This window comes from Dyella sp. AD56 (genome assembly GCF_002878475.1).
Taxonomy (GTDB): domain Bacteria; phylum Pseudomonadota; class Gammaproteobacteria; order Xanthomonadales; family Rhodanobacteraceae; genus Dyella.
The window spans coordinates 15,253-41,118 of the sequence record NZ_NRDP01000019.1 but is presented as its reverse complement, the minus strand read 5'-3'; the positions used below and the strand labels follow the sequence as shown (position 1 = coordinate 41,118).

The 25,866-nt window shown below is 63.8% G+C and carries 23 protein-coding genes; 17 read left to right on the top strand and 6 right to left on the bottom strand.

All coding sequences use genetic code 11. The features are described from left to right. The first annotated feature begins 621 nt into the window (after positions 1–621). The 7 genes from DyAD56_RS13255 (at position 622) to DyAD56_RS13225 (ending at position 8,657) form a co-directional block, all read left to right on the top strand. Positions 622–2,061, top strand: a complete 1,440-nt coding sequence (locus DyAD56_RS13255) for a sugar porter family MFS transporter (RefSeq protein WP_102303245.1) — start codon at positions 622–624, stop codon at positions 2,059–2,061. 74 nt (positions 2,062–2,135) lie between these two features. After that, positions 2,136–2,453 (top strand): metalloregulator ArsR/SmtB family transcription factor, encoded by a 318-nt coding sequence (locus DyAD56_RS13250; RefSeq protein ID WP_102303244.1) that lies wholly within the window; start codon positions 2,136–2,138, stop codon positions 2,451–2,453. A 49-nt stretch (positions 2,454–2,502) separates the two neighbouring features. Next, the gene (locus tag DyAD56_RS13245) at positions 2,503–3,918 is read left to right on the top strand and encodes a DUF2867 domain-containing protein (RefSeq protein ID WP_102303243.1); all 1,416 of its coding nucleotides are present in this window, start codon (positions 2,503–2,505) and stop codon (positions 3,916–3,918) included. Beyond that, the gene (dbpA, locus tag DyAD56_RS13240; protein ID WP_102303242.1) at positions 3,911–5,302 is read left to right on the top strand and encodes an ATP-dependent RNA helicase DbpA; all 1,392 of its coding nucleotides are present in this window, start codon (positions 3,911–3,913) and stop codon (positions 5,300–5,302) included. The genes DyAD56_RS13245 and dbpA overlap by 8 nt, the downstream gene beginning before the upstream one ends. A gap of 33 nt (positions 5,303–5,335) precedes the next feature. Further along, a complete protein-coding gene (locus DyAD56_RS13235) occupies positions 5,336–6,109 on the top strand; it encodes a glutaminyl-peptide cyclotransferase (RefSeq protein WP_102303241.1) in 774 nt (257 codons plus the stop codon). A gap of 73 nt (positions 6,110–6,182) precedes the next feature. Next, positions 6,183–7,565 (top strand): M28 family metallopeptidase, encoded by a 1,383-nt coding sequence (locus DyAD56_RS13230; RefSeq protein WP_102303240.1) that lies wholly within the window; start codon positions 6,183–6,185, stop codon positions 7,563–7,565. Positions 7,566–7,742: 177 nt separating this feature from the next. Continuing rightward, a complete protein-coding gene (locus DyAD56_RS13225) occupies positions 7,743–8,657 on the top strand; it encodes a DUF2167 domain-containing protein (protein ID WP_102303239.1) in 915 nt (304 codons plus the stop codon). 51 nt (positions 8,658–8,708) lie between these two features. Here the strand turns inward: DyAD56_RS13225 and DyAD56_RS13220 are convergent, their stop codons facing one another. Beyond that, on the bottom strand, positions 8,709–9,407 hold the full coding sequence (locus DyAD56_RS13220; RefSeq protein WP_102303238.1) for a helix-turn-helix transcriptional regulator: 699 nt from the start codon (positions 9,405–9,407) through the stop codon (positions 8,709–8,711). A gap of 83 nt (positions 9,408–9,490) precedes the next feature. Between DyAD56_RS13220 and DyAD56_RS13215 the strand changes: the two genes are divergently transcribed. The 7 genes from DyAD56_RS13215 to DyAD56_RS13190 all read left to right on the top strand — a co-directional run bounded on the left by DyAD56_RS13215 (position 9,491) and on the right by DyAD56_RS13190 (position 17,024). Then, positions 9,491–10,129 (top strand): flavin reductase family protein, encoded by a 639-nt coding sequence (locus DyAD56_RS13215; RefSeq protein WP_102303248.1) that lies wholly within the window; start codon positions 9,491–9,493, stop codon positions 10,127–10,129. A 79-nt stretch (positions 10,130–10,208) separates the two neighbouring features. Next, positions 10,209–11,195: an NAD(P)-dependent oxidoreductase gene (locus DyAD56_RS13210; protein WP_102303237.1), complete on the top strand. Its 987-nt coding sequence runs from the start codon at positions 10,209–10,211 to the stop codon at positions 11,193–11,195. An 849-nt stretch (positions 11,196–12,044) separates the two neighbouring features. Further along, entirely contained in the window at positions 12,045–12,191 is a 147-nt protein-coding gene (locus DyAD56_RS23915; protein ID WP_158241336.1) for a hypothetical protein, read from the top strand. 213 nt (positions 12,192–12,404) lie between these two features. Continuing rightward, positions 12,405–13,328: a Grx4 family monothiol glutaredoxin gene (gene grxD / locus DyAD56_RS13205; RefSeq protein ID WP_102303236.1), complete on the top strand. Its 924-nt coding sequence runs from the start codon at positions 12,405–12,407 to the stop codon at positions 13,326–13,328. A gap of 151 nt (positions 13,329–13,479) precedes the next feature. Beyond that, positions 13,480–14,145, top strand: a complete 666-nt coding sequence (locus DyAD56_RS13200; RefSeq protein WP_102303235.1) for a response regulator — start codon at positions 13,480–13,482, stop codon at positions 14,143–14,145. Between the two features lie 10 nt (positions 14,146–14,155). Then, positions 14,156–15,544 (top strand): sensor histidine kinase, encoded by a 1,389-nt coding sequence (locus tag DyAD56_RS13195; protein ID WP_102303234.1) that lies wholly within the window; start codon positions 14,156–14,158, stop codon positions 15,542–15,544. Positions 15,545–15,656: 112 nt separating this feature from the next. Then, the gene (locus DyAD56_RS13190; RefSeq protein WP_102303233.1) at positions 15,657–17,024 is read left to right on the top strand and encodes a glutamate--cysteine ligase; all 1,368 of its coding nucleotides are present in this window, start codon (positions 15,657–15,659) and stop codon (positions 17,022–17,024) included. Positions 17,025–17,083: 59 nt separating this feature from the next. On the opposite strand, the gene DyAD56_RS13185 is transcribed toward DyAD56_RS13190, so the two are convergent. From DyAD56_RS13185 to DyAD56_RS13165, 5 genes are read right to left on the bottom strand one after another with little or no spacing between them, the layout of a single operon-like run. Further along, positions 17,084–17,920 (bottom strand): heme ABC transporter ATP-binding protein, encoded by an 837-nt coding sequence (locus DyAD56_RS13185; protein WP_102303232.1) that lies wholly within the window; start codon positions 17,918–17,920, stop codon positions 17,084–17,086. Further along, positions 17,917–18,975, bottom strand: coding sequence for an iron ABC transporter permease (locus tag DyAD56_RS13180; protein WP_102303231.1), 1,059 nt, complete (start codon positions 18,973–18,975; stop codon positions 17,917–17,919). Before DyAD56_RS13180 ends, DyAD56_RS13185 begins: the two co-directional genes overlap by 4 nt. Continuing rightward, complete coding sequence (locus tag DyAD56_RS13175) at positions 18,972–19,829, bottom strand: hemin ABC transporter substrate-binding protein (protein WP_158241335.1); 858 nt, start codon at positions 19,827–19,829, stop codon at positions 18,972–18,974. The genes DyAD56_RS13180 and DyAD56_RS13175 overlap by 4 nt, the downstream gene beginning before the upstream one ends. Continuing rightward, complete coding sequence (locus tag DyAD56_RS13170; protein WP_102303229.1) at positions 19,822–20,907, bottom strand: ChuX/HutX family heme-like substrate-binding protein; 1,086 nt, start codon at positions 20,905–20,907, stop codon at positions 19,822–19,824. Before DyAD56_RS13170 ends, DyAD56_RS13175 begins: the two co-directional genes overlap by 8 nt. Positions 20,908–20,920: 13 nt before the next feature. Next, positions 20,921–23,224, bottom strand: a complete 2,304-nt coding sequence (locus DyAD56_RS13165; RefSeq protein WP_102303228.1) for a TonB-dependent hemoglobin/transferrin/lactoferrin family receptor — start codon at positions 23,222–23,224, stop codon at positions 20,921–20,923. A 366-nt stretch (positions 23,225–23,590) separates the two neighbouring features. Here DyAD56_RS13165 and DyAD56_RS13160 point away from each other — a divergent pair, with 366 nt between their 5' ends. From DyAD56_RS13160 to DyAD56_RS13150, 3 genes are all read left to right on the top strand, one after another. Continuing rightward, positions 23,591–24,580, top strand: coding sequence for a PD40 domain-containing protein (locus DyAD56_RS13160; protein ID WP_102303227.1), 990 nt, complete (start codon positions 23,591–23,593; stop codon positions 24,578–24,580). A gap of 67 nt (positions 24,581–24,647) precedes the next feature. After that, positions 24,648–25,211, top strand: a complete 564-nt coding sequence (locus DyAD56_RS13155) for a hypothetical protein (RefSeq protein WP_233202412.1) — start codon at positions 24,648–24,650, stop codon at positions 25,209–25,211. Positions 25,212–25,215: 4 nt separating this feature from the next. Beyond that, positions 25,216–25,800, top strand: a complete 585-nt coding sequence (locus tag DyAD56_RS13150) for a hypothetical protein (protein WP_146010505.1) — start codon at positions 25,216–25,218, stop codon at positions 25,798–25,800. Positions 25,801–25,866 lie beyond the last annotated feature (66 nt).

Here is a 25,866-nt window from a genome sequence, read left to right as displayed (position 1 = left end):
AGGCCCGCAGGGGGATCGGCATGGATGCCGATCCCTTTTCGCCAGGGCAGGAAGCCCTGTCGAAAAGCCCGGCCACCCCTCACGAACTGGCCGGCGCAGCCGGCCAGCGCCAAGTGGGGGTGCCCTTTCTTTGGGTTACTTTTCTTTGGGCAAGCAAAGAAAAGTGACTCGGCCTCCGGCAGGAGGTCGAAACGCCCGCCGCGTAGGCGGCCAGATCGCGATCACGCGACAACCGAGCGCAAAGTCACTGGATCCCTGCCTTCGCAGGGATGACGGCTTAGAAGAAACGATGAGGCTAGATTGACCCCTCACCCCAACCCTCCCCCCAAGGGGCGAGGGAGCAGAAATGCAGCGCCTCGCTTCTACCCACCATCTCGCTGTCCGCACCCAAGAACACCCCGAGGCGAAAACCCGCTGCACCGCAACATCAACACACCCAAAAAAACTCCCCAAACCCAATCAACCAAAGAACCACCCAACAAAAACCCCAAACGCACCTGCACAAACCGTTACAACCGAGCCCATCCCTCGACATCCCCGCCACTCTGGTGCATACGTATTCACTTCGATGAACCGGCGCAGCCATCGCAGAATCGCCGGACTCTGAATTGGGGAGAGGCAATGAATTTGAATTCGACACCGGCGTCGAAGAACGCCGTTGATGATCTTGGGCAGCACGCCACTGCGCGTGTAGTGCTCATCGCCGCCGCCGCTGCGCTGGGTGGTTTCCTGTTCGGTTTCGATACCGCGGTGGTTAACGGCGCGGTCGATGCCGTGCGCGGCAATTTCGGGCTGGATGCGGCACGTATTGGTTTCGCCGTGTCATGTGCACTGCTCGGCTCGGCGGCCGGTGCCTGGTACGCAGGCCCGCTGGCTGATCGTGTGGGCCGTGTTCGTGCGATGCAGGTGGCCGCAGTGTTCCTCGCGTTGAGTGCGCTTGGTTCGGGCCTGGTCACTGGTGTGGGCAGTCTTGTTTTCTGGCGTCTTGTGGGTGGCATTGGCGTGGGCGTGGCATCGGTGATCGCACCGACGTACATCGCGGAGATCTCGCCGGCCGCCGTGCGCGGTCGACTGGGTTCGCTGCAACAGCTCGCCATTGTGCTGGGCATCTTCGCTGCGCTGCTCAGCGATGCGTGGCTCGCTGGCACGGCCGGCGGTGCCGCGGAGAAGTTGTGGTTTGGCCTCGCCGCATGGCGCTGGATGTTCCTCGTTGCGGTGGTGCCGGCGCTTATCTACGGCTCGCTGGTGCTTGGCGTACCGGAATCGCCGCGCCATCTGGTTGCAAAGGGTCGCCTCGCCGAAGCGAAGGACGTGCTGCGCCAAGTGCTGAACATGCACAGCGATGCGGCGCTGGATGCCAAGGTGAAGGACATCCAAGACAGCTTGCATTCGGAATACCGTCCTACGCTCAAGGATCTGCGCGGCCCGCGCCTGGGCCTGCTGCCGGTGGTGTGGATCGGCATTCTGCTGTCGGTGTTCCAGCAGTTCGTCGGTATCAACGTCATCTTCTATTACTCGTCCACGCTGTGGCACTCAGTGGGTTTCAGCGAGAGCGATTCGTTCTCCATCACGGTCGCCACGTCTGTAGTGAACGTACTGGTGACGTTGGTCGCCATCGCACTGGTGGACCGCATTGGCCGCAAGCCGCTGCTGGTGATCGGTTCGGCCGGCATGACCATCACGCTGGGCGCGATGGCGTGGTGCTTCTCGCAGGCCACGGGTACTGGCGCCGGCCTGAGCCTGCCAGCGCCGTGGAATATGGTGGCGCTGGTCGCCGCCAATGCCTACGTGGTGTTCTTTGGTCTGAGCTGGGGCCCGATGGTGTGGGTGCTACTGGGTGAGATGTTCCCCAACCGCATCCGCGCCATTGCGCTGGCCGTGGCTGCCGCCGCGCAGTGGCTGGCTAATTTCGTCATCACCAGCACCTTCCCGGCGTTGTCCGAAGTGGGCCTGTCCTTCGCGTACGGCCTGTACGCGGCGTTCGCGCTGATTTCGCTGTTCTTCGTACTGAAGGCAGTGCGTGAAACCAAGGGCGTGGAATTGGAAGATATGCAGGGCTGAAGCCAAGGGCGCGTTTGACACGCGCCCTTTTTCGGCGTAGATATTTAACTAATACTTTAATTGCTTAAAAGCTGATGGCCGTCGATCAAGTCTTCGAAGCACTCGCCTCTCGCCCCCGTCGCGAGATCCTGGCGTACCTGTCAGCACAAGAGTTGACGGCCGGCGACATCGCCAGCCGCTTCGACATGACGGCGCCAGCCATCTCCCGGCATCTGTCCATCTTGGAAGCCGCGGGGCTGGTGAGTAGCGAGCGCCGCGGCCAATACGTGTTCTACCGGCTCAACAAGGACAGCCTGGTCAACACGCTGACTGGCTTCGCTTTCGAAATCTGCCCCACTGCAGGTCCGCTGAAGCGCGAATCGCGCAAGCTGGCTCGCAAGGGCGGCGCGTAGTGCCGTAACCGCCCGGCGATTGGCGCTGGGTTCGCAAAGGAGCTGCCCGATGTCGTCTCACGCCCGTGCCGTCGCCACTTTCCCCAGCGCTCGCCTCCCATCGCGAAGCGGCGGGCTGCCCATCGAGGTGACGTTGATCGCGCAGTTGGGCCACGGTTCTGGCGACCAGCTCGTCGCCGGTGCAACGGCGCGCCAGCGGGCGCACGCCGGCTTCATCGACGCGATGGACGAACCGTCGGCCAAGCTGGCCGGTGCAGACTTCGAAAAAGGCGATCCCACCTCGCTCTACAGCTTCACGGTGGAGGCGAAGGGACACCCCTTCCATCGCCATGCCGGGCACCGCGTGTTCACGGCGATATCCGGCAGCGGCGGCGTGCAGCTTCGTTTTTCGGACGCTACGCCGGCGCAGGTTGCCGACGATCCGATGAGCTTTCTGCGCGGATTGCGCTACATCGACATCCCGCCGGATTGCCTGTTCACGGTGCGCTTCGGCGGCGATACCTGGCACCAGTTTGCGTCGCTGCGCCCTCGCGCCGGGCATCCCGCGCTATTCGCGCTGTCCTGCCACACCAACGAACTGGGTGGTGATCTCCCTGCGGATATCCAGCAACAGATCCGCGCGAACGAGGCGACCATTCCCTCGCTGACGGAGCTGCTCCCGCTCACCGTCCAGCGCCTGCTCGACGATGGCGCGCTACGCCACGTGGACGTCCCCACCATGGCCTTGTCGCTCGATGCACCGGCCGGCTCGCTGCAGAGTCTGCTCTGTCGCGCTGCCAGGGGCGTCGCGGGCAGGCTGCGTGGCGCATGGGCACACGTGCGCCGGGCGGGAGGCTTCGCCGCACAGCGTGGTGGCCGACATGCGGTGATGCTGTTGCCCGAACCGCCAGCCGACTCATTGCTGCACGAGCAGTTGCAGGGACGCCACCATCATCAGGATACCTCCGTGCTCGGCCTGGATCAGGCTGGCATTGATGGTCTGGGTGCCACCGCGCTGCTCAGCTCCCTGCTCGACGCCTTCATCGCCAACCCGCCGCCCGGTGTCTCCCATCTGATGGCGTTCCGCAACGTGCTCGTCAAACCGCTCGGTCTGCGCACCTCGTCGCTGGGCTGCCCGGTGTCATCGCTGCTTGGCACGGCGGATGGCCCCAGGTTCATGAACCGCTATCCGGTGATCGATCAACGCGTCGATGCGGACGACACCTTCGCGCAGGTGATTCTGGGTGCAGACGACAAGCACCTTCGTTTTCGCTCCTGCGTCGCCGTACGCATTCGTGGCGCGGGCCGGGTCGAGCTAAGCCTGGGCACTCGCGTGCAGTGCACGAACCTGTTTGGGCACGCCTACATGGCGGTGGTCGACCATTTCCACCGCAGCTATGCCAGCCCAACTATGCTGCGCGCGGCCACGGAGCACGCATTTGCCGCGCATGAGTCGCCGGTAGATGCGATCATGGCGCATGACTGATTTCCGCACGCTCCCGCTCAAGCCCGCGCTCCTCGCCAGCGTGGAAACCCTCGGCTATACCGAGATGACCCCGGTACAGGCCCTCAGCCTGCCGCCCATCCTCGAAGGGCGGGATGTCATCGCGCAGGCCCGCACCGGTAGCGGCAAGACGGCCGCCTTCGGGCTGGGCCTGCTGCAGCAGATCGACGTGGACACCATCCGCCTGCAGGCGTTGGTGCTCTGCCCCACGCGTGAGCTGGCCGACCAGGTGAGCAAAGCGATCCGCAAGCTGGCGGCCAATACACCTAACGTAAAGCTGCTGACGCTGTGCGGCGGCATGCCACTGGGCCCGCAGCTCGCCTCGCTCACGCATGATCCGCACATCGTGGTCGGTACGCCCGGCCGCGTGCAGGAGCACCTCAAGCGCGCCAGCCTGCACGGTGGCGGTATCAAGGTGCTGGTGCTGGACGAAGCCGACCGCATGCTCGACATGGGCTTCAGCGAGGCCATCGACGACATCGTCGGGCGCATCGCGAAACACCACCAGACGCTGCTGTTCTCGGCCACATATGCGGAAGAAATCCGACAGGTGAGCAAGCGCCTGCAGCGCGAGCCGGTGGAAGTGACGGTGGAAGCCCCGCACGAAGAATCCACCATCGAGCAGCACTTCCACGAAGTGGAACCGGCACAGAAGATCGACGCGCTCGCGCAGTTGCTGGACAAGGGCACACTCAGCACCGAGCAGACACAGCACGCACTGGTGTTCTGCAATATGCGCAAAGACGTGGATGCCGTGGCGCAAGAACTCGACCGACGCGGCTTCTCCGCGCTGGCCTTGCACGGCGACATGGAGCAGCGCGACCGCGACGAGGTGCTGGTGCAGTTCGCCAACCGCAGCTGCTGCGTTCTGGTAGCGACGGACGTCGCCGCGCGCGGCCTGGACATCGCCTCGCTGCCGCTAGTGGTGAGCTACGACATCGCGCACGATCCGGATACACATACGCATCGCGTGGGCCGCACCGGGCGCGCGGGCGAGAATGGCCTCGCCATCACGCTGGTCACACCGCGTGAACGCCCCAAGGCGATGAACATCGAGGAGCAGCTCGGCCAGCCGCTTTCGTGGCGCCCGCTGCGCGTATCGCCGCCGCGCGGCAAACAGCTCAACCTGGCGCCGATGAAGACGTTAGTCATCGACGCCGGTCGACAGGACAAGCTGCGCCCCGGCGATATCCTCGGTGCGCTCACCGGCGACGCGGGACTGGACGCCAAGGACATCGGCAAGATCGACGTGTTCGCCACGCGCGCTTATGTCGCCCTGCGGCGGGATCTCGCGAACAAGGCGTTGGAGCGACTGCGTTCCGGCAAGGTCAAGGGACGCAACTTCCGCGTGCGCCCCCTGCACTAAGCTCTCGATCTTCGACCGGCAAGGAAACCCCACATGATCCGCTGGCACTTTTGGGCCGCTGCATTCTGCGCACTCGCGGCCACCGCCGCTGCTCACGCTGCCGCGCCTGTCTATGGCTACCGCGTGGTGAAGGTCTATCCGCACGATACCTCGGCCTATACCGAGGGCCTGTTCTACAAGGACGGCTATCTCTACGAGAGCACAGGCGAGGCTGGTGACTCCACCGTGCGCAAGGTGGAGCTGGAGAGCGGCAAGGTAGTGCAGCGCCACGATCTGCCGTCGCAGTATTTCGGCGAAGGGATCGTGGATTGGGGTTCGCAGATCGTGCAGCTGACCTGGAAGGATCAGCTTGGCTTCGTCTACGACATGGCCAGTTTCAAGCAGCAGCGCACCTTCAATTATCCCGGCGAAGGCTGGGCGCTGACGCACGATGACAAGCACCTCTACATGAGCGACGGCTCGGCCGTGCTGCGCGTGCTCGATCCTCACACGCTCACTGCGGTCGGCAGCATCTTGGTTACTGACGACGGCCGACCGGTGGTCAATCTCAACGAGCTGGAATGGGTGAAGGGTGAGATCTACGCCAACGTGTGGCTCACCAACCGCATCGCCCGCATCGACCCCACCACGGGCCACGTCACGGGCTGGATTGACCTGACCGGCCTGTTCGACGTCAGCACACTGCCCGACCCCGGCAACGACGTGCTCAACGGCATCGCCTATGACGCCAAGCGCGACCGCCTGTTTGTCACCGGCAAGCGCTGGCCGAAGCTGTTCGAGATCACCCTGGTGCCACGCAGCCCTTAACCCTGCCATTCGGCATGGGTTGAGCCCGCCCGGGCGGGGGTAAAGTGGGGCGTTACCTTGCCCGGAGCTTTCGATGCGCTACGTTCCCCTGTTGCTGCCGCTGGCACTCAGCCTCGCCGTCTCCACCGCTTACGCGGACGAAGCACCGGTACAACCGCGCGCACAACCGTCGCTGCTCGCATTGTCCACGGCGCCGAGCGAAACGGAGCTGCATGCGACCATCGCCAAGCTGGTGAGCTTCGGCACACGCCATACGCTCTCTGACACCACCTCCGACAAGCGTGGCATCGGCGCCGCACGCCGCTGGGTGAAATCGCAGTTCGAGGCCATCGCCAAGGAATGTGGCGGCTGTATCGAAGTGGTCACGCCCTCGCAGGTGTTCACCGGCAAGCGCGTCCCGCAGCCGACGGAAGTGATGGACGTGGTGGCGATCAAGCGCGGCAAGACCGATCCCAAGCGCGTGATCGTGATGACCGGCCATCTGGATTCGCGCGTCACCGACGTGATGAACGCCAAGTCTGACGCACCGGGCGCTAACGACGATGCCTCTGGCGTGGCCGCGCTGATGGAAGCGGCGCGACTGCTGTCCAAGCAGGACAACGATGCCACCCTGGTATTCGCCGCGCTGTCTGGCGAGGAACAGGGTCTGTACGGCGGCAAGGTACTGGCCGACTACGCCGCGCAGCAGGGCTGGCAGGTACAGGCCGACCTCAACAACGACATCGTGGGCAACAGCCACGGCCAGAACGGCGTGCTGGACAACACCACGGTGCGCATCTTCTCCGAAGGCACCAAGAGCAACGAGACGCCGGAGCAGGCGAAGTACCGCGCCTATCACGGCGGCGAAGTGGATTCGCCCTCACGCAACGTGGCGCGCTACATGGAGCAGATCGGCTCGACCTATCTGCCGGACCTGCGCGTGCACATGGTCTATCGCACCGATCGCTACAGCCGTGGCGGTGATCAAGTGCCGTTCCTCGAAGCGGGCTACCCCGGCGTGCGCGTTACCGAGGGCCACGAGGATTACACCCGTCAGCATCAGGATCTGCGCACTGAGAAGGGCATCAAATACGGTGACACCATCGACGGCGTCGACTTCCGTTACCTCGCCCGTGTCACCGCGCTCAACACTGTGACCATGGCCGCGCTCAGCCGCGCCCCTGCGCCGCCCAGCGGCGTCAGCACCGAGGGTGCACTCGCCACCGACACCACCGTGCACTGGAAGAAGGTGCCGGGTGCCGCTAGCTACGTGGTGCACTGGCGTGACACCACCGCACCGCAGTGGCAGTACAGCCGCTCCGTGGGCGATGTGGACCAGGCGGTGATCAAAGATGTGGTGATCGACGACTGGTTCTTCGGCGTCTCGGCCGTCTCCGCCGAGGGCTACGAAAGCCCGGTGGTATTCCCCGGTGATGCGGGCAGTTTCGAGCGCTCGCCGGCCCCAAAATCGCCGTGACCCCCACCGTCATCCCCGCGAAGGCGGGGATGACGGTGAGGCATGTACAACGTGTGCCGGGGAACGTAAAAGCACGAAAACCAAAACCCCACTAAAATCCCCGCGCCGCTGCATCCTAGGAAACAGCGGCCGCATCGATACGGATGCGTATCAACGGACGATACCAAGGGGATTTCCATGTTTCGCAAAACGCTACCGCTGGCGCTGGCCCTGCTGGCCGGCTTTGTCCTGGCCGCCCCCGTCGCGGCCATGCCCGACGCCAAGGGCGAACACCAGATGACGGCGGAGGAGTTCGTCGCCTCACTGCACCCAAAGACGGGCGACGTGACCATTCCTGAGGCCAAGGCCACGCTGAAGCTGGCCAACGGCTATAGCTTCCTGTCCGCCAGCGACGCACAGCGCGTGCTGACGCAGGCCTGGGACAACCCGCCCGACGACAGCGTGCTGGGCCTGATCCTGCCGAGCACCGACGCGCATTCGGTGCTGGACGACAGCGCCTGGGCCGTGGTCGTCACCTTCGTCGACGAAGGCTATGTGTCCGACAAGGACGCCGCCAAGATCGACTACGACGACATGCTCAAAGACCTGAAGAAGGCCACGCAGGACAACAATGCGGATCGCCTCAAGGAAGGCTATCCCGCCATCGAACTGGTCGGCTGGGCCGAGCCGCCGCGCTACGATCCCTCCACGCACAAGCTGTACTGGGCACGCGACCTGAAGTTCAAGAAGGCCGACGGCAGCGATGACGGCCAGACGCTCAACTACGCCATCCGCGTGCTGGGTCGCCGGGGTTATCTGTCGCTCAACGCCATCGCACCGATCAAACAGCTCGACAAGGTGCGCGCGGACATGCCCGACGTGGTGGCCATGGCCGAGTTCGATCAGGGTGAGCGTTACGCCGACTACAACGCTGGCACTGATAAGGCCGCTGCCTATGGCATCGCAGCGCTGGTGGCGGGCGGCATCGCGGCCAAGGCAGGCCTGTTCGCCAAGCTCGGCATATTGCTGCTCGCATTCAAGAAGTTCATCGTGATCGGGATTGCCGCCGTCGGTGGCTTCTTCGCCAAGCTCTTCAAGCGCAAGAAGGCTTGATGTTATTCGCGTGTCGCGCCGCCTAAGGGTGGCGCGACACGGTCCTCAACATTAGCTCTTCCACGGCACGCCCAGTGCGATCAGGCGCCGCAGGCCATCGTCACTAGGTTGCAGCGCACGACTGCTCGCCCGACGCCTGAGCCAACCCGCATCGAGCAACGCGTCAGTCAGCGATACACCGAGTGGACCGCCCAGATGCAGGCGCCGCTCCGTCCAATCCAGACATCCCCGCCCCGTCAACGGCAGCAGGGCTTCGACGCGCGACGCATCGAGTCCGGCGTCGGCGAGCGCCTGGACGCCACTCTCCAGAAGACGCATGCCTTCGCTCGCCGTCTGCAGGTAACCACGCTGCAGGAGCGCATCACACAAGCCCACGCCCAGTCGCCCGGCGAGATGCCGATAACAGGTCCGCGCTGTGCATAACGCGCGATTGCCACCAGTGGGATCGGGCAGCACCGGCCGCGTGCGCGGCAGGGCGAGCGTTTCGATCAAGGCCGCGACATCGTCATTGGCCAAGTGGTAATAGCGATGGCGACCCTGCTCGTGCACCGCTAGCAAACCGCCTTCCAGCAAGCGCTTGAGATGCGCGCTACCCGTCGCCGCGCCCACGCCCGCTGCTCGCGCCAGTTCGCCCGCCGGACGTGACGTGCCATCGATCAACGCCAGCAACATGGCTGCGCGAGCTGGCTCGGCGAGCAGTGCGCCGATTTCGGCCAGCTGGTATCGGCTCGGGGAGACTGCATCGTTCATGCGCGCAGTCTAACGCCGTGCTTCGCGGCGATAGTTCGACCACCAGCGAAACATTCACTGACCACGCCGGGGACACTGTCGGCATGGACATGCATCGCTACCCCGACATGCGGATCATCCGCCCTTCCATCCTCTATTTCGGTACGCCGGTGGTGCTGATCACCACGCGCAACCCGGATGGCTCCACCAACATCACGCCGATGTCATCCGCCTGGGCTCTGGCCAACCGCATCGTCATCGGCCTGACTGGCGGCGGACAGGGCCTGGCGAACCTGCGGCGCGAAGGCGAGTGCGTGCTCAACCTTGCCGGCGAGGACATGCATCGCGGCGTGGAACGCATTGCGCCAACCACCGGTCGCCAGCCCGTGCCGCCCTGGAAACAGGCCACGGGCTATCGCCATGAAGGGGACAAGTTCGCGCTCGGCGGCTGGCATGCCGCGCCGTCCCTTGCGGTGAAACCGCCGCGCATCATGGAATGCCCGCTGCAACTGGAAGCTCGCCTGTTGCTGGATGTCGACCGCCCATTGGACGCATGGAGCGACGGCCCGGGCGGTTACGCCATCCTCGAACTGGAAGTGCTCCACGTGCACGCGCATGAGGACGTCACCGTGCCAGAGACGCAACATGTCGACCCGCAGCGCTACCGGCCGCTGTTCTATCTGTTCCGCCATTACGTAGGGCCCGGCAAGCCCATGGGCCGTACGTTTAAAGCGGAAGTTTGAACGGGCCGGTGATGTTGTTGCAGCGAAAGCCGGTGCTAGGATCGAACCTATTACGGCTTCGGTACGATTGCGGTCGAGCATGCGCATTCTGGTCACGGGCAGTTCGGGTCATTTGGGCGAGGCGCTGGTGCGCACACTGCTCGATGCCGGTCACGAGGTCATCGGGTTGGACGTGGCCGAAGGCCCTTACACACACCGCGTAGGCTCCATCGCCGACCGCGCCTTCGTGCGACGCTGCATCGCCGGCGCCGCCACGGTGTTCCACCCGGCTACGCTGCACAAGCCACATGTCGCCACGCACGCCCGGCAGGATTTTCTCGACGTCAATCTCACCGGCACGCTGAACCTGCTGGAGGAAGCCGTCGCCACCGGCGTGGAGTCCTTCGTCTACACCAGCACCACCAGCGTATTCGGCGACGCGCTCACACCGCATACCAACGAGCCGGCCGCGTGGGTCACCGAAGACCTGGCACCTGTGCCCAAGAACATCTACGGCGTCACCAAGTCAGCCGCCGAAGACCTGTGCCAGCTATTCCAGCGCAACCAGGGCTTGTCCACCATGGTGCTGCGCACCTCGCGTTTCTTCCCCGAGGAAGACGACGATCGCACCGTGCGTGCGCGCTACACCGACGACAACCTCAAGGCGAATGAGTACCTCCATCGTCGCGTCGACATCGAAGACGTAGTGAGCGCCCACCTGCTCGCCGCACGCCGCGCCCCCATGCTCGGCTTTCGCCGCTACATCATCAGCGCCACCACACCGTTCCTGCCGGAAGACCTGGCTGAGCTGCGTGTACACGCACCCTTGGTGGTGCGTCGGCGCGTCCCGGGTTACGAAGCGGTCTATGCGCAGCACGGGTGGAAGATGGCGCAGGGCATTGATCGTGTGTACGTGAATCAGCGCGCGCGTGATGAATTGGGTTGGACGCCACGCCATGACTTTGGCGCGCTGTTGGCGCGGTTGCAGGCGGGTGGGGATATTCGCAGCCCGCTCGCTCGAGAGATTGGGTCTAAGGGGTATCACGCGGACGCGTTTAGTGATGGGCCTTATCCGGTTGAATCATGATGGGAGTCGGGCGCGAGGCACGCCGTTTTTCTCCCTCTCCCCTCCGGGGAGAGGGTTGGGGTGAGGGGTCAACCTAGCCTCAGCATTTCGATGGAATCGTCATCTCGGCGCACCCCGAGAAGGGGCAAGGGCCGGAGGCGCTTTTCAACAGCCGAATGGCTGGTCATCCAGAGCTTCGGTGTTTGATTGTCGCGTTACCGGGATCTGGCCGCTTACGCAGCGGGCGTTTCGACCTCCTGCCGGAGGCCGAGTCACTTTTCTTTGCTTGCCCACGCACGCGCAGGAGCGCGTGCGAACGGCGAAGCCGGCCCGAAGGGCGGAGGGCAGGATGCCCGGAGTAAAGAAAAGTAACCCAAAGAAAGGGCACCCCGGATGAAGCGCCTTCCGGGCTTCGCCCTCCAGGTACGCGTGCGGGTTCCGGGCTTTTCGACGGGGCTCCTGCCCCGGCGAAAAGGAATCGGCATCCATGCCGATTCCCCTGCGGGCCTTTTCTCCACCCGCCCGCCGCCTCATACGGGGCCCTGGACGATCAAAAGCTGTAAGTAGACGGCTCGTGCAGCGAAGCTGCACATCGCATCGCGGCAGAACGGTTCGCTCCTGCTCTAAGGCACATAGTCAAAGCAGAAGAGAAAGGTCATGCCGTTAGGTTGCGAGCGCTCCACATCGGTCGGGAAGCGTAGCGCGCGCTTTATCTAGCCCCAGCGATCGGAAAGCGAAACCCGCTTCAAGTCCTCTCCGCATCGGCGATGTGCAGCTTTGCTGCACGAGCCGCGTGCTTGCCGCCTTTGATCTACCGGGCCCCCTGTGCGGCGGTGAGGGGTGGACGATCAGGCCCGCAGGGGGATCGGCATGGATGCCGATTCCTTTTCGCCAGGGCAGGAGGCCCTGTCGAAAAGCCCGGCCACCCCTCACGAACTGGCCGGCTTCACCGGCCAGCGCCAAGTGGGGGTGCCCTTTCTTTGGGTTACTTTTCTTTGGGCAAGCAAAGAAAAGTAACCCGGACTGCGGCAGCAGTTCGGAAGCCCGCGGCAGGCGAGCCAGGTCGCCGTATCGCTAAAACCTTATACCGAGGCTCTGGATCCCGGCCTACGCCGGGATGACGACACAGATGAAACGCTGAGGCGCGCCCCCTCACCCACCCCTTGCATCCCCCCCAAAGCGCCGACATATCCCAAGAGTTACAATCCGCCCTCTTTGCCGGAGTCTTCCATGTCCCTCGACAGCGCCACCCGCGAACGTATTGAATCCCTGCTGCAGAGCCACCGCGTGGTGCTGTTCATGAAGGGTAACCGCCAGCAGCCGATGTGCGGCTTCTCGGCAGCCGCGACCAACACGCTCAACGAGCTGCTGCCGGACTACCACACGGTCAACGTGCTGGAAGATCCGGAGATCCGCGAGGGCATCAAGGCCTACGGCGACTGGCCGACCATTCCCCAGCTTTACGTGGGCGGCGAATTGGTCGGTGGCGCCGACATCATTCGCCAGATGTACGCCTCGGGTGAGCTGCACCAGCTGTTCGGTGCCGCCGCGCCGGATCGCACGCCGCCTGAGATCACCATCACCGACAAGGCCGCCGAGGCCATCCGTCAGGGCACCGCCAACGCCCAGGGCCTGGCCCTGCATCTGGAGATCGGCCCGGACCACAGCGCCGGGTTCCAGCTCGCGCCGGGCAGCGACCACGACATCGTGGTAACGGCCAACGGCATTGACGTCCATTTCGACCCGGGCAGCGCCCAGCGCGCCAAGGGCATCGTGATCGATTGGGTGTCCACCGTGCAGGGCGAAGGCCTGAGCCTGAAGTTCCCGGGCGCGCAGGAGATCGGCACACTGACCGTGCAGCAGCTCAAGGAGCGCCTGGCCGCCGGCGACATCACCCTGGTCGACGTGCGCCCGGCCCACGGCCGTGCCGCCGCTGCCCCGCTGCCCCAGGCCCGTATTCTCGAAGACGAAGGCTACGAAACCCTGGCCGCCCTGCCGAAGGACGCGCCGATCGCCTTCATCTGCCACCACGGCGTGTCCAGCCGCGGTGTGGCCGAGCGCTTTGCCGCGCACGGCTTCACCAAGGTCTTCAACGTTGAAGGCGGTATGGACGCCTGGGCCCGGGACATCGACCCGACCGTGCCCCGTTACTGAGGCCTCAGCCTCTCCTGTGACGGCCCGCGAAAGCGCCTGCCCCCGGCAGGCGCTTTTTGTTTGCGCCAACCCCACTTTCAGACGGTTCCGACGACGGCGAGCTGAAAGGCGTGCCTGTTAGCATGACCAAACCATTGCCATGACGTGCCTTATGCGCATCCTGCTCGTCGAAGATGATTCTCTCGTATCCGATGCCATTTCCCGTGGCCTGATCGGGTCTGGTTACGTGGTCGACGCGGTCGGTGACGCCGAATCTGTGGCGTCGCGCTTGTCCGACACGCATTACGACCTGGCCATTGTGGACCTGGGCCTGCCGGGCGAAGACGGCCTGTCGCTGGTGCGCCGCCTGCGCCGTAGTGGCAGCTCGCTGCCCCTGCTGATCGTGACCGCCCGTGATGGCCTGGACGACCGCATCAATGCGCTGGATCTGGGTGCCGACGACTATCTGGTCAAGCCGTTTGCCCTGCCGGAACTGGCTGCGCGCTGCCGCGCCCTGATCCGCCGCGCCACGGCCGCTGCCGCCAACGAGATCGTGATTGGCGGCCTGCGCATCGACCTGGCCGGGCGTCGGGCCCTCAACGAAAAGGGCGAAGTGCTCGAACTCACCCGTCGCGAATGGTCGATCCTGGAGTGTCTGGCACACCACAGCGGTCGCGTGGTGAGCAAGGAACGACTGACCCAGGCCATCACCGGCTGGAGCGAAGACATCTCCGGCAACGCCATCGAAGTGCACGTCTCGCGTCTGCGCAGCAAGCTGGGCAGCTCGGCCACCGTACGTGGCATCCGCGGGCTGGGTTATCGCCTCGAGGACGCCTGATCTTTCGACGATGGCCGACCGCAAACGCCCCACCAGCGTCCACCGGCGGCTGCTGAGCTATCTGCTCGCGCCGCTGTTCCTGTTGTTGGTGGCAGGCGTAGCGGTCGATCACCACGTCATCGTCAGCCCGATCCACAGCGCCTTCGACCACTCGTTGTCGCGCGCCGCCCTGGCCATCGTCGCGCGCATCCATGCCCGTGGTGACGGCCAGCTCGACGTCAACTTGCCGCCCCGCCCGCCCTTGCCATTGCGAGCGATGCCGGACGAGCATTTCTTCTACCGCGTTAGCCTGCCCGATGGCACCACCGTGGCCGGCTCGCCCGAGTTGCCGGTTGCCCCGGACAACAAATCAGCGGACGGCTTCAACTACGCCAACGTCACCTTTCGCAACCAGCCGTTCCGCCTCGCCAGCTACCGCACCAACGAAACGGGCGACCCGCTCGTTGTGACCGTGGCGGAAACGCCGGCGCGTCGCGACCGAGCCGTGCACCGGCTGGACGTAGCCTTCCTCATCAACGACACCCTGCAGATGGCCGCGGTGCTGATCATTGCGTTGATCGGCATCCGCATCGCCCTGCGCCCACTGCAGCGCCTGAGCCGGCAGATATCAGGCCGCCCCGCCGTCGCGCTTAACCAGCTGCAGACCGACGAGGTACCTGCGGAAGTGCTGCCGCTGGTCGAGTCGCTCAATACCCTGCTGGGGCGCGTGCGTGATTCGGTGCTGTCGCAGCAACACTTCCTTGCCAATGCCGCGCACCAGTTGCGCACGCCACTGACCGGCCTGAAGGCCCAGTTGGAAGTCCTGTCCCGCGAGACCGCAGGCACCAACCTGCAGGAACGGATCAGCCTGCTGCAAGGCGGCGTCGACCGCCTGGCCCATACCGCCAATCAGCTGCTCACGCTGGCGCGCGCCGAGCCTTCGGCCCATCGCGCGAGCCACTTCACCGCCGTGGACTTGACGCACCTGATCGGCGAGGTCATCGACAGCTCCCTCGACCGCGCCATCGCCCACGGCATCGACCTTGGGGCGGACAGCCAGCCAGTGCATGTCACGGGCGTGTACTGGCTTCTGCACGAGGTACTCAACAACCTTATCGACAACGCCATTCGCCACACGCCCAACGGCGGCAACATCACCATCCGTTGCGGCATCGCGGACAACCACCCCTTCCTGGAGGTGGACGACAGCGGCGTCGGCATTCCCGTCGCAGAGCGCCAGAAGGTGCGCGAGCGCTTCTATCGCAGCGTGCGGAGCACCAGCGACGGCTCGGACGGCTGCGGCCTGGGCCTGGCCATCGTGGACGAAGTGGCACGTGTGCACGGCGCCCGTTTGAGTATCCTCGACGGCACGTCCGGGCGCGGCGCCCGGATGCGCATCGATTTCCCGACGACCGCCTAGGGTGCGCTGATCCTGGTCAGGGCGCCCTAACTTCAAAAGTTCGGATAATCGGCACTTTGAATTAGGATGCCTCGCCCCAAGAGTGGTGGCACCCCTGGAAGGAGTCTCCCCTGTGTCCATACCCAGTGCCGTGAAGAGCACCCCGATCGGCAGCCGTCAGCAGCTCGTCGAGTACCTGGCCGCCGGGGAAAAGCCGCGCGATGCCTGGCGCATCGGCACCGAGCACGAAAAGTTCGGCTTCCTCACCGATACCCTGCGCCCGCCCACCTTCGAGGGCGACCGCGGTATCCGCGTGCTGCTGGAGTCACTGGCCTCGCGCTATGGCTGGGAGATTGCCCGCGAAGGCGACACCCCGGTCGCGCTGTCACGCGACAAGGCCTCCATCACGCTGGAGCCGGCCGGCCAGTTGGAGCTTTCCGGCGCACCGCTGGAGTCGATCCACGAGACCTGCCGCGAGGTCAACAGCCACCTGACCGAAGTGCGCTCCATCGCCGAGGGTCTCGGCATGGGCTTCCTGGGCATGGGCTTCCAGCCCAAGTGGCGCCGCGAAGAAATGCCGTGGATGCCCAAGGGCCGCTACAAGATCATGCGCGAGTACATGCCCAAGGTCGGCAATCTCGGCCTGGACATGATGACGCGCACCTGCACCGTGCAGGTGAACCTGGATTTCGACAGCGAAGCAGACATGGTGCGCAAGTTCCGCACCAGCCTCGCGCTCCAGCCCATCGCCACGGCCTTGTTCGCGGACTCGCCGTTCACAGACGGACGTCCAAACGGCTACCAGTCGTATCGCTCGCACGTATGGGAAGACACCGACCCCAACCGTACGGGCATGCTCGACTTCGTGTTCGAAGATAGTTTTGGTTACGAGCGTTACGTCGACTACATGCTCAACGTGCCGATGTACTTCAGCTACCAGAACGGCCAGTACATCGACCTTTCCGGGCAGGACTTCAAACGCTTCATGGCGGGTGAACTGCCGGCTGTCCCAGGCGTACGCGCCACCATGAAGGACTGGGCCGACCACCTCACCACTGCCTTCCCGGAAGTGCGCCTCAAGCAGTACCTGGAAATGCGCGGCGCGGACGGTGGCCCGTGGAACCGCCTGTGTGCCCTGCCCGCGCTGTGGGTAGGCCTGCTCTACGACGACGACGCACTAACCGCTGCATGGGATCTGGTGAAGGATTTCACCCGTGAAGAGCGCCAGGCCCTGCGCGACGGCGTGCCGCGCCAAGCACTGAAGCTTCCGTTCCGCACGCACGCCGTGCGGGAGCTGGCTGCGGAAACGCTGAAGATCGCCAGCCATGGCCTGAAACGCCGTGCGCGCCTCAACAACAGCGGCGCGGACGAGAGCATCTTCCTAGAGCCGTTGATCGAGATCGTGGAAGCCAACCAGACCCCGGCCGAACGCAAACTCGAACTGTTCAACGGCCCGTGGAACGGCAGTGTCGATCCAGTGTTCCGCGAGTTCGCGTACTGAACTGCAGCTGTTCACACAAAAAGCCCCGCCACCGCGCGGGGCTTTTTTTATGGGTGGTATCAAGCGCTTCGCCGTGCCGGATGGACAAGCCATCGACCCTCGTCATCCAGCGAACGTTGCAGTGGCATGCCATAGATGCGAGAGAGCACGTCGGCATCCAATGCGTGCGCCGGCTCTCCATGGCGAATCAACCGCCCTTGCGCGAGCAACGCGATGTCGTCCGCGTAGCGCGCGGCGAGATTGAGATCGTGCAGCACGACGACCACACCAAAGCCTTGCCGTGCCAGCGTCTGCGCATGCAGCAACATGTCGTGCTGATGCGCGATATCCAGCCCGGCCTCGGGCTCGTCCAGCAGCAGCCAGCCCGGCGCATGCTGGCAGTCCCAGATCTGCGCCAGCACGCGGGCAAGTTGCACGCGCTGCTGTTCGCCGCCGGATAGCGCCAGATAGCTACGCTCGCGCAGATGCAGCACACGCGTGGCTTGCATGGCGGCATCGACGATGCGCAGATCCGCCTCACGTGTCGACATGACGCCGTGCGGGCTCCGTCCCAGCATCACCACTTCCTCCACGCGGAAGGCGAAGCCCAACTGCACTCGCTGGGACAGCATGGCGCGATGCCTGGCCAGTTCATGCGGTGGCCACGCATGCACAGGACGACCATCCAGGTGCATGTCACCCAGTGATGGCCGACGCAACCCGGCCATCACGGCGAGCAGGCTGCTCTTACCCGCACCGTTGGGACCGATCAGGGCTAACAGCCGACCCGGCTGCGCGCGCAGATGGATGCCCTGCAGCACACGGCGACTGCCGTAGCTCAGGTGCACGTCGATGGCCTCCAGCGCGTGACTCGTTGTCGCGGCGGATGCAGTGTGCCAATCGAGGGCGATGTTCATGTCGATTCTCCGATGCGCAGGCGCAACAGCAACCAGAGGAAGAACGGCCCACCCAGCAAGGCCGTGATGACGCCAATAGGAAGTTCGGCGGGCGCCACCACGACACGCGCTACCGCATCCGCGCCGATCAGCAGGGATGCCCCTATCAAGGCAGAAGCGGGCAGCAGCAACCGATGATCCGGTCCCCACGCCATGCGCACTACGTGGGGCACCAACAGGCCGACGAAACCGATAACACCGCACATGGCAACGGCGGCGCTGGTGGCCAGCGCCGCCCACACGATCAGTTGTCGCCGCAGGCGTTCGGGATGAAACCCCAGCAGCGCTGCCTCCTGCTCGCCAAGTAACAAGGCATTGAGAGCCCGCGCATGGCGAGGCAGCAGACACAGGGGCAACACCATGAGCGGAGCAACGGCAAAGAAGCGCGACCAATCCGTGCCACCGAGGCTGCCGAGCGTCCAGAAACTCAGGTCGCGCAACTGGTGCTCGTTGGCGACAAACGTGAGAGCGCCCACTCCCGCCATCGCGATCGCGTTGATCGCCACACCCGCCAGAAGCAAAGTCGCCACGCCCGGGCGGCGACTGCCAATCAGATAGACCACCGCCGTCGCCGCCAGCCCACCGACAAAGCCGGCGGTCGCCACACCAAACGATGCAAGCACCCTCGGTAACACGCTGAGCACACCGCCACCCAGCACGATCATGCCAATGGCGCCTAAGGCCGCACCGGCGGATACGCCTACCAACCCCGGCTCCACCAACGGATTGCGAAACAAGCCCTGCATGGTGGCACCGCTACAGGCCAGGGCCGCGCCAACGAGTGCCGCCATCAGCACGCGCGGCAGGCGCAACATCAGCACCACGGCGTCGTCGGCTTGCATGGCCTGGCCGGTCAGCCAGCGCCACAACGCGCCCACCACTTCGCCGGCGCCAAGCGGCATCGCACCGCTCGCCATGCCGATGATGGCCGCAACGAACAGCAATGCCGCCAAGGCTGTCACCGGGAAGCCGCTCGCGCGACGAAGCCGGGGATGTTCCGCGGTCACGGCGTTCATGGCTGCACGGCGACCAGCGTGCGCTGCAACGCCTGCTCGTGCTCCGCATTACGAGGACCGAAGCCCAACAATGCCTGGCCGTCGACGAACACGATGCGCCGCGCGCGGCCGGCCGGCGTCATGGCAATGCCCGGCAGCTTGAGCACGCCATCGACGCCGCCGACATCATTCTCGCGTTCACGCATCAACAGGATGACGTCGGGAGCGAGCTTTGCCAGCGCCTCGGGCGACACTGCCTTGTAGCCGGTGAAGTCCTGGCCCGCATTCACGCCACCCGCGAGGGTGATGGCACTGTCCGCTGCCGTGTCCTTTCCCGCCGCCTTGGGGCTTCCCTCGCCAGCCGACATAAGGAACACCACCCGTGGATGCCGCGGCATGGCGGCCACCGCCTTGAATAGATCGGCATATCGGGCCTGCAGCTTCGCGGCGAGCGCATTCGCAGCAGATTCGCGATCAAGTGCGGCGCCCACCTGTTTCACCTTGGCGACCACCGTCTCCGGTGTGCGTGTCACAGGCATGCTGACGATACGCACGCCGACATCGTGCAGTTGCGTCACCACCGTGGCTGGGCCTGCATCGTGCGTCGCAAGGATGAGTTGTGGGTGCAGCGATAAAATGCCCTCCGCCGCGAGCTGCCTGACGTACCCCACGTCAGGCAGCTTGGTCGCGGCTTCGGGCCAAAGGCTGGTGCTGTCTACACCCACGAGCTGATTTTGCGCATCGAGCGCATAGACGATTTCGGTAATGTCGCCACCCAGGGCAACGACGCGCACCGGCGCATCGCCCGCATGAACAACCCATGCCATGCAGCCCAGCAGGCAGATTCCCAGCACACGCAGGCGATGGTTATGCATGACCGGCCTCCCGATCCGCCAAGCTTTCGGCCAGCGCGCGCCACGCTTCCAGTTCAGGTATCCCTGGCTTGCGTTTGCCGAAGAGCTGCACGATCTGCCCGCCGCGCGCATCGTAAAGTTCAAGCGATGTCACATGGCCCTCGGGCGTCGGCTTGCGCACGACCCAGCTTTCGGTGATGTGGTCTTCCCGCAAGTGCAGGTTGAAGTCATCGTCCAATACGTTGATCCATAGACCCATCACTTTGATGTTGGTCACGGGCCCCGTATGGATCTGCACCACGCCTGGCGAACCCACGAACACCATGATGGGCAAACCGGTAGCGGCGGCTGACTCGAGTAGAGTGCGGATCGCGTCGCTGTTTACCTGGCGCGCGAACTCGCGTCCTGCCAGACGCAATGCCTGCGTGCGCGTCACTTGGTGCTTCTTGAGCATGGCAAAGAAGTCATGCGGATCGCGTAAGCGACGCCAGCGTTCACGCAGACCCACTACGTCCACTTCGTCGTCCTCGACCTTCCACGGCAGCGGATCGTCCACCGGGTGGATGGCCAGAAGCGGCGATTGCACTGCGGCGGCGAAGCGGCCGACCAGCCCCGACCACACGTCGTGATGGCTGTGTTCGGTCAGGTAGACCTTGTGCACCGCGCGTCCGTCGGCGTCGAAGAACTGCAGGCTCTGCAATAGCCGTCCGCGTGAGTTCTCGCGCACGGCGAAGCCAAACACCCAATGCTTCAGGAAGATCCGCAGGTCGATGGCCTCGTCCAATACGACGCCCATCACACCGCCGATCTCGATGTGGTCGAAGCGACCTTTCTTTTCATGCACGCAACTGTCGTTGCGGGTGAGCACCATGACGTGCCCCAGCATTGGCAACGCTTCGATCAATGGCGCCCACGGGCCTTCCAGTCGCGTGACGCCATCGCCACAACGGCTGGCGACCAGCTCGGCCTCGCTCACGCCGAGGCGATCGGCGAGATCACGTGCGCGCAGGCCAGGCTCCCGCTCGCGCAAGCGGCGCGAGGCGTCCAACAGTTCGGGAATAGACAAGGCGGATGCAGGGGAAGATGTGTTATCGAGCATGACGACGCTCCTCTCAGAAGGCGATCTTGGCGGCGACGCTGAAGGTGCGACCGGGCATGGTGAGGCGATCGGCAGGAACGCCACCGGTGCCGGAGTCGTTGAGGCCGTTACCGGTCACCAGGTTGCCCAAGGTGCCGCCGTTCAAGTTGCCCCAATCCCAATACTTGCGATTGCCCAGGTTGCTCACGCCGGCAAAGAGCTCCAGGTTTTCGATGGGCGTGTAGTGCGCGTACAAGTCGAAGGTGGCGTAGCCGCCGGGACGGAAGTCCGCCGGGTTGTCGAGCGCGGTATGACGCCGCACGCCGGTACCGATCAGCTCCACGCCCCATTGCGTGGCGTCGTAACTCACACCAAGCACCAGCTTGGCGGGGTCCACGGTGTTGAGCGGGCTGTAGCCCGTGTCACCCGGTTCAATCAGGCGGCCCGTGGCAATGGAAGCATTGCCCCTGAGCGTCCAGCCCTCCAGCGCATCGCTGAACTGCGCAAGGCGCAGCGCGCCGCTCGCTTCGGCGCCCTTGATAAAAGCCTTGGGTGCATTCACCGCCTGGTAGTAGAAGTTCATCCCAGGCATGACCTGCACCCAACCAGGCACCTGCGATGCGGGAAGCTGGTAGCCCGACCAGATGAAGTTGCGATAACGGTTGTAGTACGCGGCAACATTGAACCAGCCGGCCTCGCCCTTGCCGCGCAAACCGAGCTCGAAGCCACGACTTGTTTCCGCCTTCAGGTTGGCGTTGGGAAGGAAGGCAATGTTGAAGCCAGGGAACGGCTGCTCGTTCCATGCACCGGCAATCTCGCTGTAAAGCGGCGGACGGAAACCTTGTGCATAGTTGAAGTACGCACTCAACGTGTCATTGAAGCGCCACAGCGCACCGAACTTCGGTGACGCATGGGTCTTCTCGTAATTTTGGGGCACGTAACCGGGGTTGTAGGCCGAATAGAGCGCATCGGCGTCTGGCTTGTACTCGTAACGATCCACGCGCACGGCGGGCGTAAGCAACAACCGTCCATCCATCAGGCCAATTTCATCCTGGCCGAAGATCGAGTAGCGATCGGTTTCACTGGAAGGAATCAGGTGCAGGGGATAGTTGCCCGGCAGGAAGGCTTTCGTCTTGCCGGTCGCGCCGGTTTTCTTGTTCACCCCATAACCGTCGACGCTGGATTCCGCATCGGTACGCGACAGCTCGGCGCCGTAGCTGATGGACTGGCTCACCGCCGAGCCTTCACCCAACGACTTCACAGCCACAATCTTTCCGCCCGCCACCTTCTCCTGCAGCGGCAGGTTCTCGTAGAAGCGCAGCACGGTCGCCGTATCCGTCTGGGTGTTGGTTCGGGTGCGGCTCTTCTGCCAGTACGCGTTCCAATCCAGCGTATCGGCCATCACGCTGTCGAGCCGTGGGAACCATTGCCCCACGCTTGCACGAAAGCGCATGTCCTCGTCCTGCGAGCGGTAGAAGCTCGTACTACCCGTCACGCTGGACAAAGAATCGGTGCGCGTGCGCGTCTGCGAACCGTCCACAGTGACGCGATCGGTACGGCCACTATCAGCCGTGTGCACGTACTTGCCGAGGAAGCTATCCAATTGATACGTCATCGGGTCGGGACGCGTGCGCGTGGTGCCCGTGCCGCCGACATCACCCATGTTGCTGGTCTCGTTGCCCTCACGATGGTTAGCCACGAACAGCACGCCGTTGCGCGCATCACCGCCAGCGAGAGTGGCCGTGGTCGACAGGCTGCGATCGGTGCTGTCGTACTGCTCCTTCACCGCGATGTAGTTTTTGCCGTCGTTGCGCAGGTAGTCGGCGGGATCCTTTGTCCTCAGGCTCACCACACCACCCAGCGCATCGGAGGGATAGAGCACCGACGCCGGACCGCGCACGATGTCCACTTGCTTGACGTTGTCGAGGTCAATGAAGTTTCGCCCCGCACGGAAACTGCCGCCGGCCACATTCGCACCGAACGATGCCGGCATGGACACGCCGTCGATCTCGATGCGTGTACGGTTACCCGACAGGCCTCGGATATTGAAGCTATCCAGGCCGAAACGGCCGGCCGTGCCGATCACCGAAACGCCCGGCTCGTACTTCACCAGGTCGCGGATGGTCAGCGTCAGATGGCGGTCCATCTGCACCCGATCGATCACCGAGACGGTACCCGGCGTGTTGAGTTCGATGGTCGGCGCAAGCGCCGTGACCTGCAGGGCCGGCAGATCAGTGGCGGACTTCGCATCAGGCGCGAGCGCAGCCGGCTCCGCGGCGAAGACAGGCAGGGACAACAGGGCACCGATAACGGCGGCCAGCGGGGTAAAACGCAGCATGTGAAATCATTCCTTTGCCAAGCGTGGTAGTCACGCGGCTAGCTGGCAAAGAAGGCGAATTGCTGCCCGAGCTGGCGGCCGAAGTGAAACAGGACGCCCCAGGGAGAGCTAAGAGGGCGCCATCTAAATGAGAATCTATCTCATTTGAAATCCATTCGTCCATAGCCTGACATCGATCGCTAATGCTGGCTCGCGAGCACAAGGCGTCGTAACGGACGTCCAAACAGCGGGTCGGCATTCACAGCTGGATCTCATCACTGCTCCGCCGCATGACTTAAAGCACGTCCTTTTGGCCGGCATCGGGCGCAAGAATGGCACTCCTCGGAAGTGCGTCCTTTCGTTCCCATCCGCAAAAGGATCGGTTACATGAAGCGTGTGCCCCGTTGGTTGCCCATCCTATGTTGCACAGCCGTCCTGGTGACGGGCGTATGTGCACAGTCGGCCATACCCGCCACGCCCCAAGTGTTTGCGCCTGGTGTGATATCGGGTCCAGCCAACGAGGACTCCGCGGCGTTCACTCCCGATGGCGACACCGTCTTCTTCGATCGCATCAACTGGCCCAATGCGGCCATCATGGTGTCGCATCGCGTGAATGGCGCCTGGAGTTCGCCGACGGTGGCACCGTTCTCGGGGCAATGGCTCGACCATGACCCCGCGATGGCACCAGACGGCAGCTTTCTGATCTTTTCTTCCAATCGCCCCGACCATGAAGGCGACAGAGCGCTCGACGCCGTGACGGCCGATGGCAAAGTGCGATCAGGCTCTGGCGGACATCTATGGCGCGTCGACCGCAAAGGCGATAGCTGGAGCCAGCCAGTGCTTTTGCCCGAAGCGGTGAACAGTAGTTCGCGTACCTATGCGCCCGCCGTGGTCACGGATGGCAGCGTGTACTTCCAGCGCCCAGACAAGGATGACGACTTCCGTCTGTTCCGCTCGCAGTACCGCAATGGCACTTACCTACCTCCCGTACCCGTGATGTTGGGCGATGCATCGGCGCACAAGCTCGACCCCGCCGTAGCGCCGGACGAATCCTTTATCGTGTTCGACGCAAACTTTGGTGGCAAAGATGACCCAGATCGCCTCTACATCGCATTCCGCGATGGCGATGGTTGGGGCAAACCAGTAGATCTTGGCAAGACCATCAACCTGAAAGGCCCTTGGGGATCGCACCTGGGTCCCGATCACCGCACGCTGTATTTCAGCAGCACCCGATCCCTACCCGTGCACTACCCGCGAACGCTGGAACAAGCCCAAGCGGACATCACTCGCATGCAGTCGTGGGACAACGGTAGCGACAACATATGGTTTGTATCCCTTGCGCCCTGGCTAGACGCTCACGGCAAATCAAGTGACTGATATCGCCGCTGTCCCGACTCCCCTACCATAGCGCCCTCCCCCCTCCTTCGACGCTTCAGGGAAGATCGTGAAGAAATGGATTGCCTTTGGGCTTTTAGCCGTGTCCTCCATGGCCACGGCGCAGACCACGGTGGACGCCGCACTTGCAGCGCCACGCATCGACGTTCGTTCGTGGCTTCGCATGTCGCCGGCGGATTACGGCTGCTTCACTGAGAAGACGCTGGGTTACCGCGATACTCGCTTCAATTGTGCATTGAAGGGTTATCAGAATCGCGGCGATATCTGCAAGACGCCGGATGCTTATTACGAAGGCCCCGAATTCCCCGACCGTCTCGCCACGGATGTACACCCGCTCGCGACACGTGTCGTTCTGAGTTGGGAGCACGGCAATCTGCAGGCCGTGAGCATCACGCTGAAAGGTACCTGGAGCGAAGCGCAGGTACGCCAAGCGTTCCATCTGCCCCGTGCAGCCGCCAGCAAGTTGAGCATCGCAGAGCAGAAAGCACACGCGTGGCCGCAAAACATCATGGACACCGATGTCCAATACCCCACGCAAGGACAAACCGCGGTAACGCTTATCGGCTTCGACCATATGGGCGCAGCCGACGTCGGCTGCGGCGAGGGCGGCTAAGTTCATGCATAACGCTCTGAGGATATTCGGTGCGGTGATGATCTCGTTCGCCATGGCCGGCGGCGGTGTCGCGTATGCCGATGAACTGGCGGGTTACAAAGCGATTCCGCTGATCAACGGCCCCAACAAGGTGCGACTGCAGAACCATGACGTCACGGTGGTGCTCGCCTCGCGCGAGAACTTCAATGCGCACGGCTTCACCCTCGCCACCTTTTATCTGCGAGATAAGGGCGACGATGGCAAGGAGGCCTGGAGCCTCCTACCAGTGTTCGAGAAGCAGAAGGGTGAAGAGAACGAACGGTACGGCGTCACCATCAGCGGTGGCGCGGACTGCGTGCTGCACGACATCCGCTTGCTCTCTGGCGGCAAGAGCCAACCTGCCTTGCTGATCATCGCCAATCGCGAATTTGGACAAAGCTATGCCGACGACGCGCCTGTGCATTTCGATTACTACGAGCTAACTGAAAACGAAGAAGGCGTTCCCGGCCACCCGGCGTTCTACTTTCGTGCCACGCGCTCGACCAAAGCCCGCGCCAACTATTGCGACGTCGACGATGCTTTCGACAAGGAACTGCACCTGGGTCCGTAAACCCCACGATGCAGGTAACCAACGGTAGGCACTCGGGGCCATGACTGACGGCCCCGTAGTATCAGG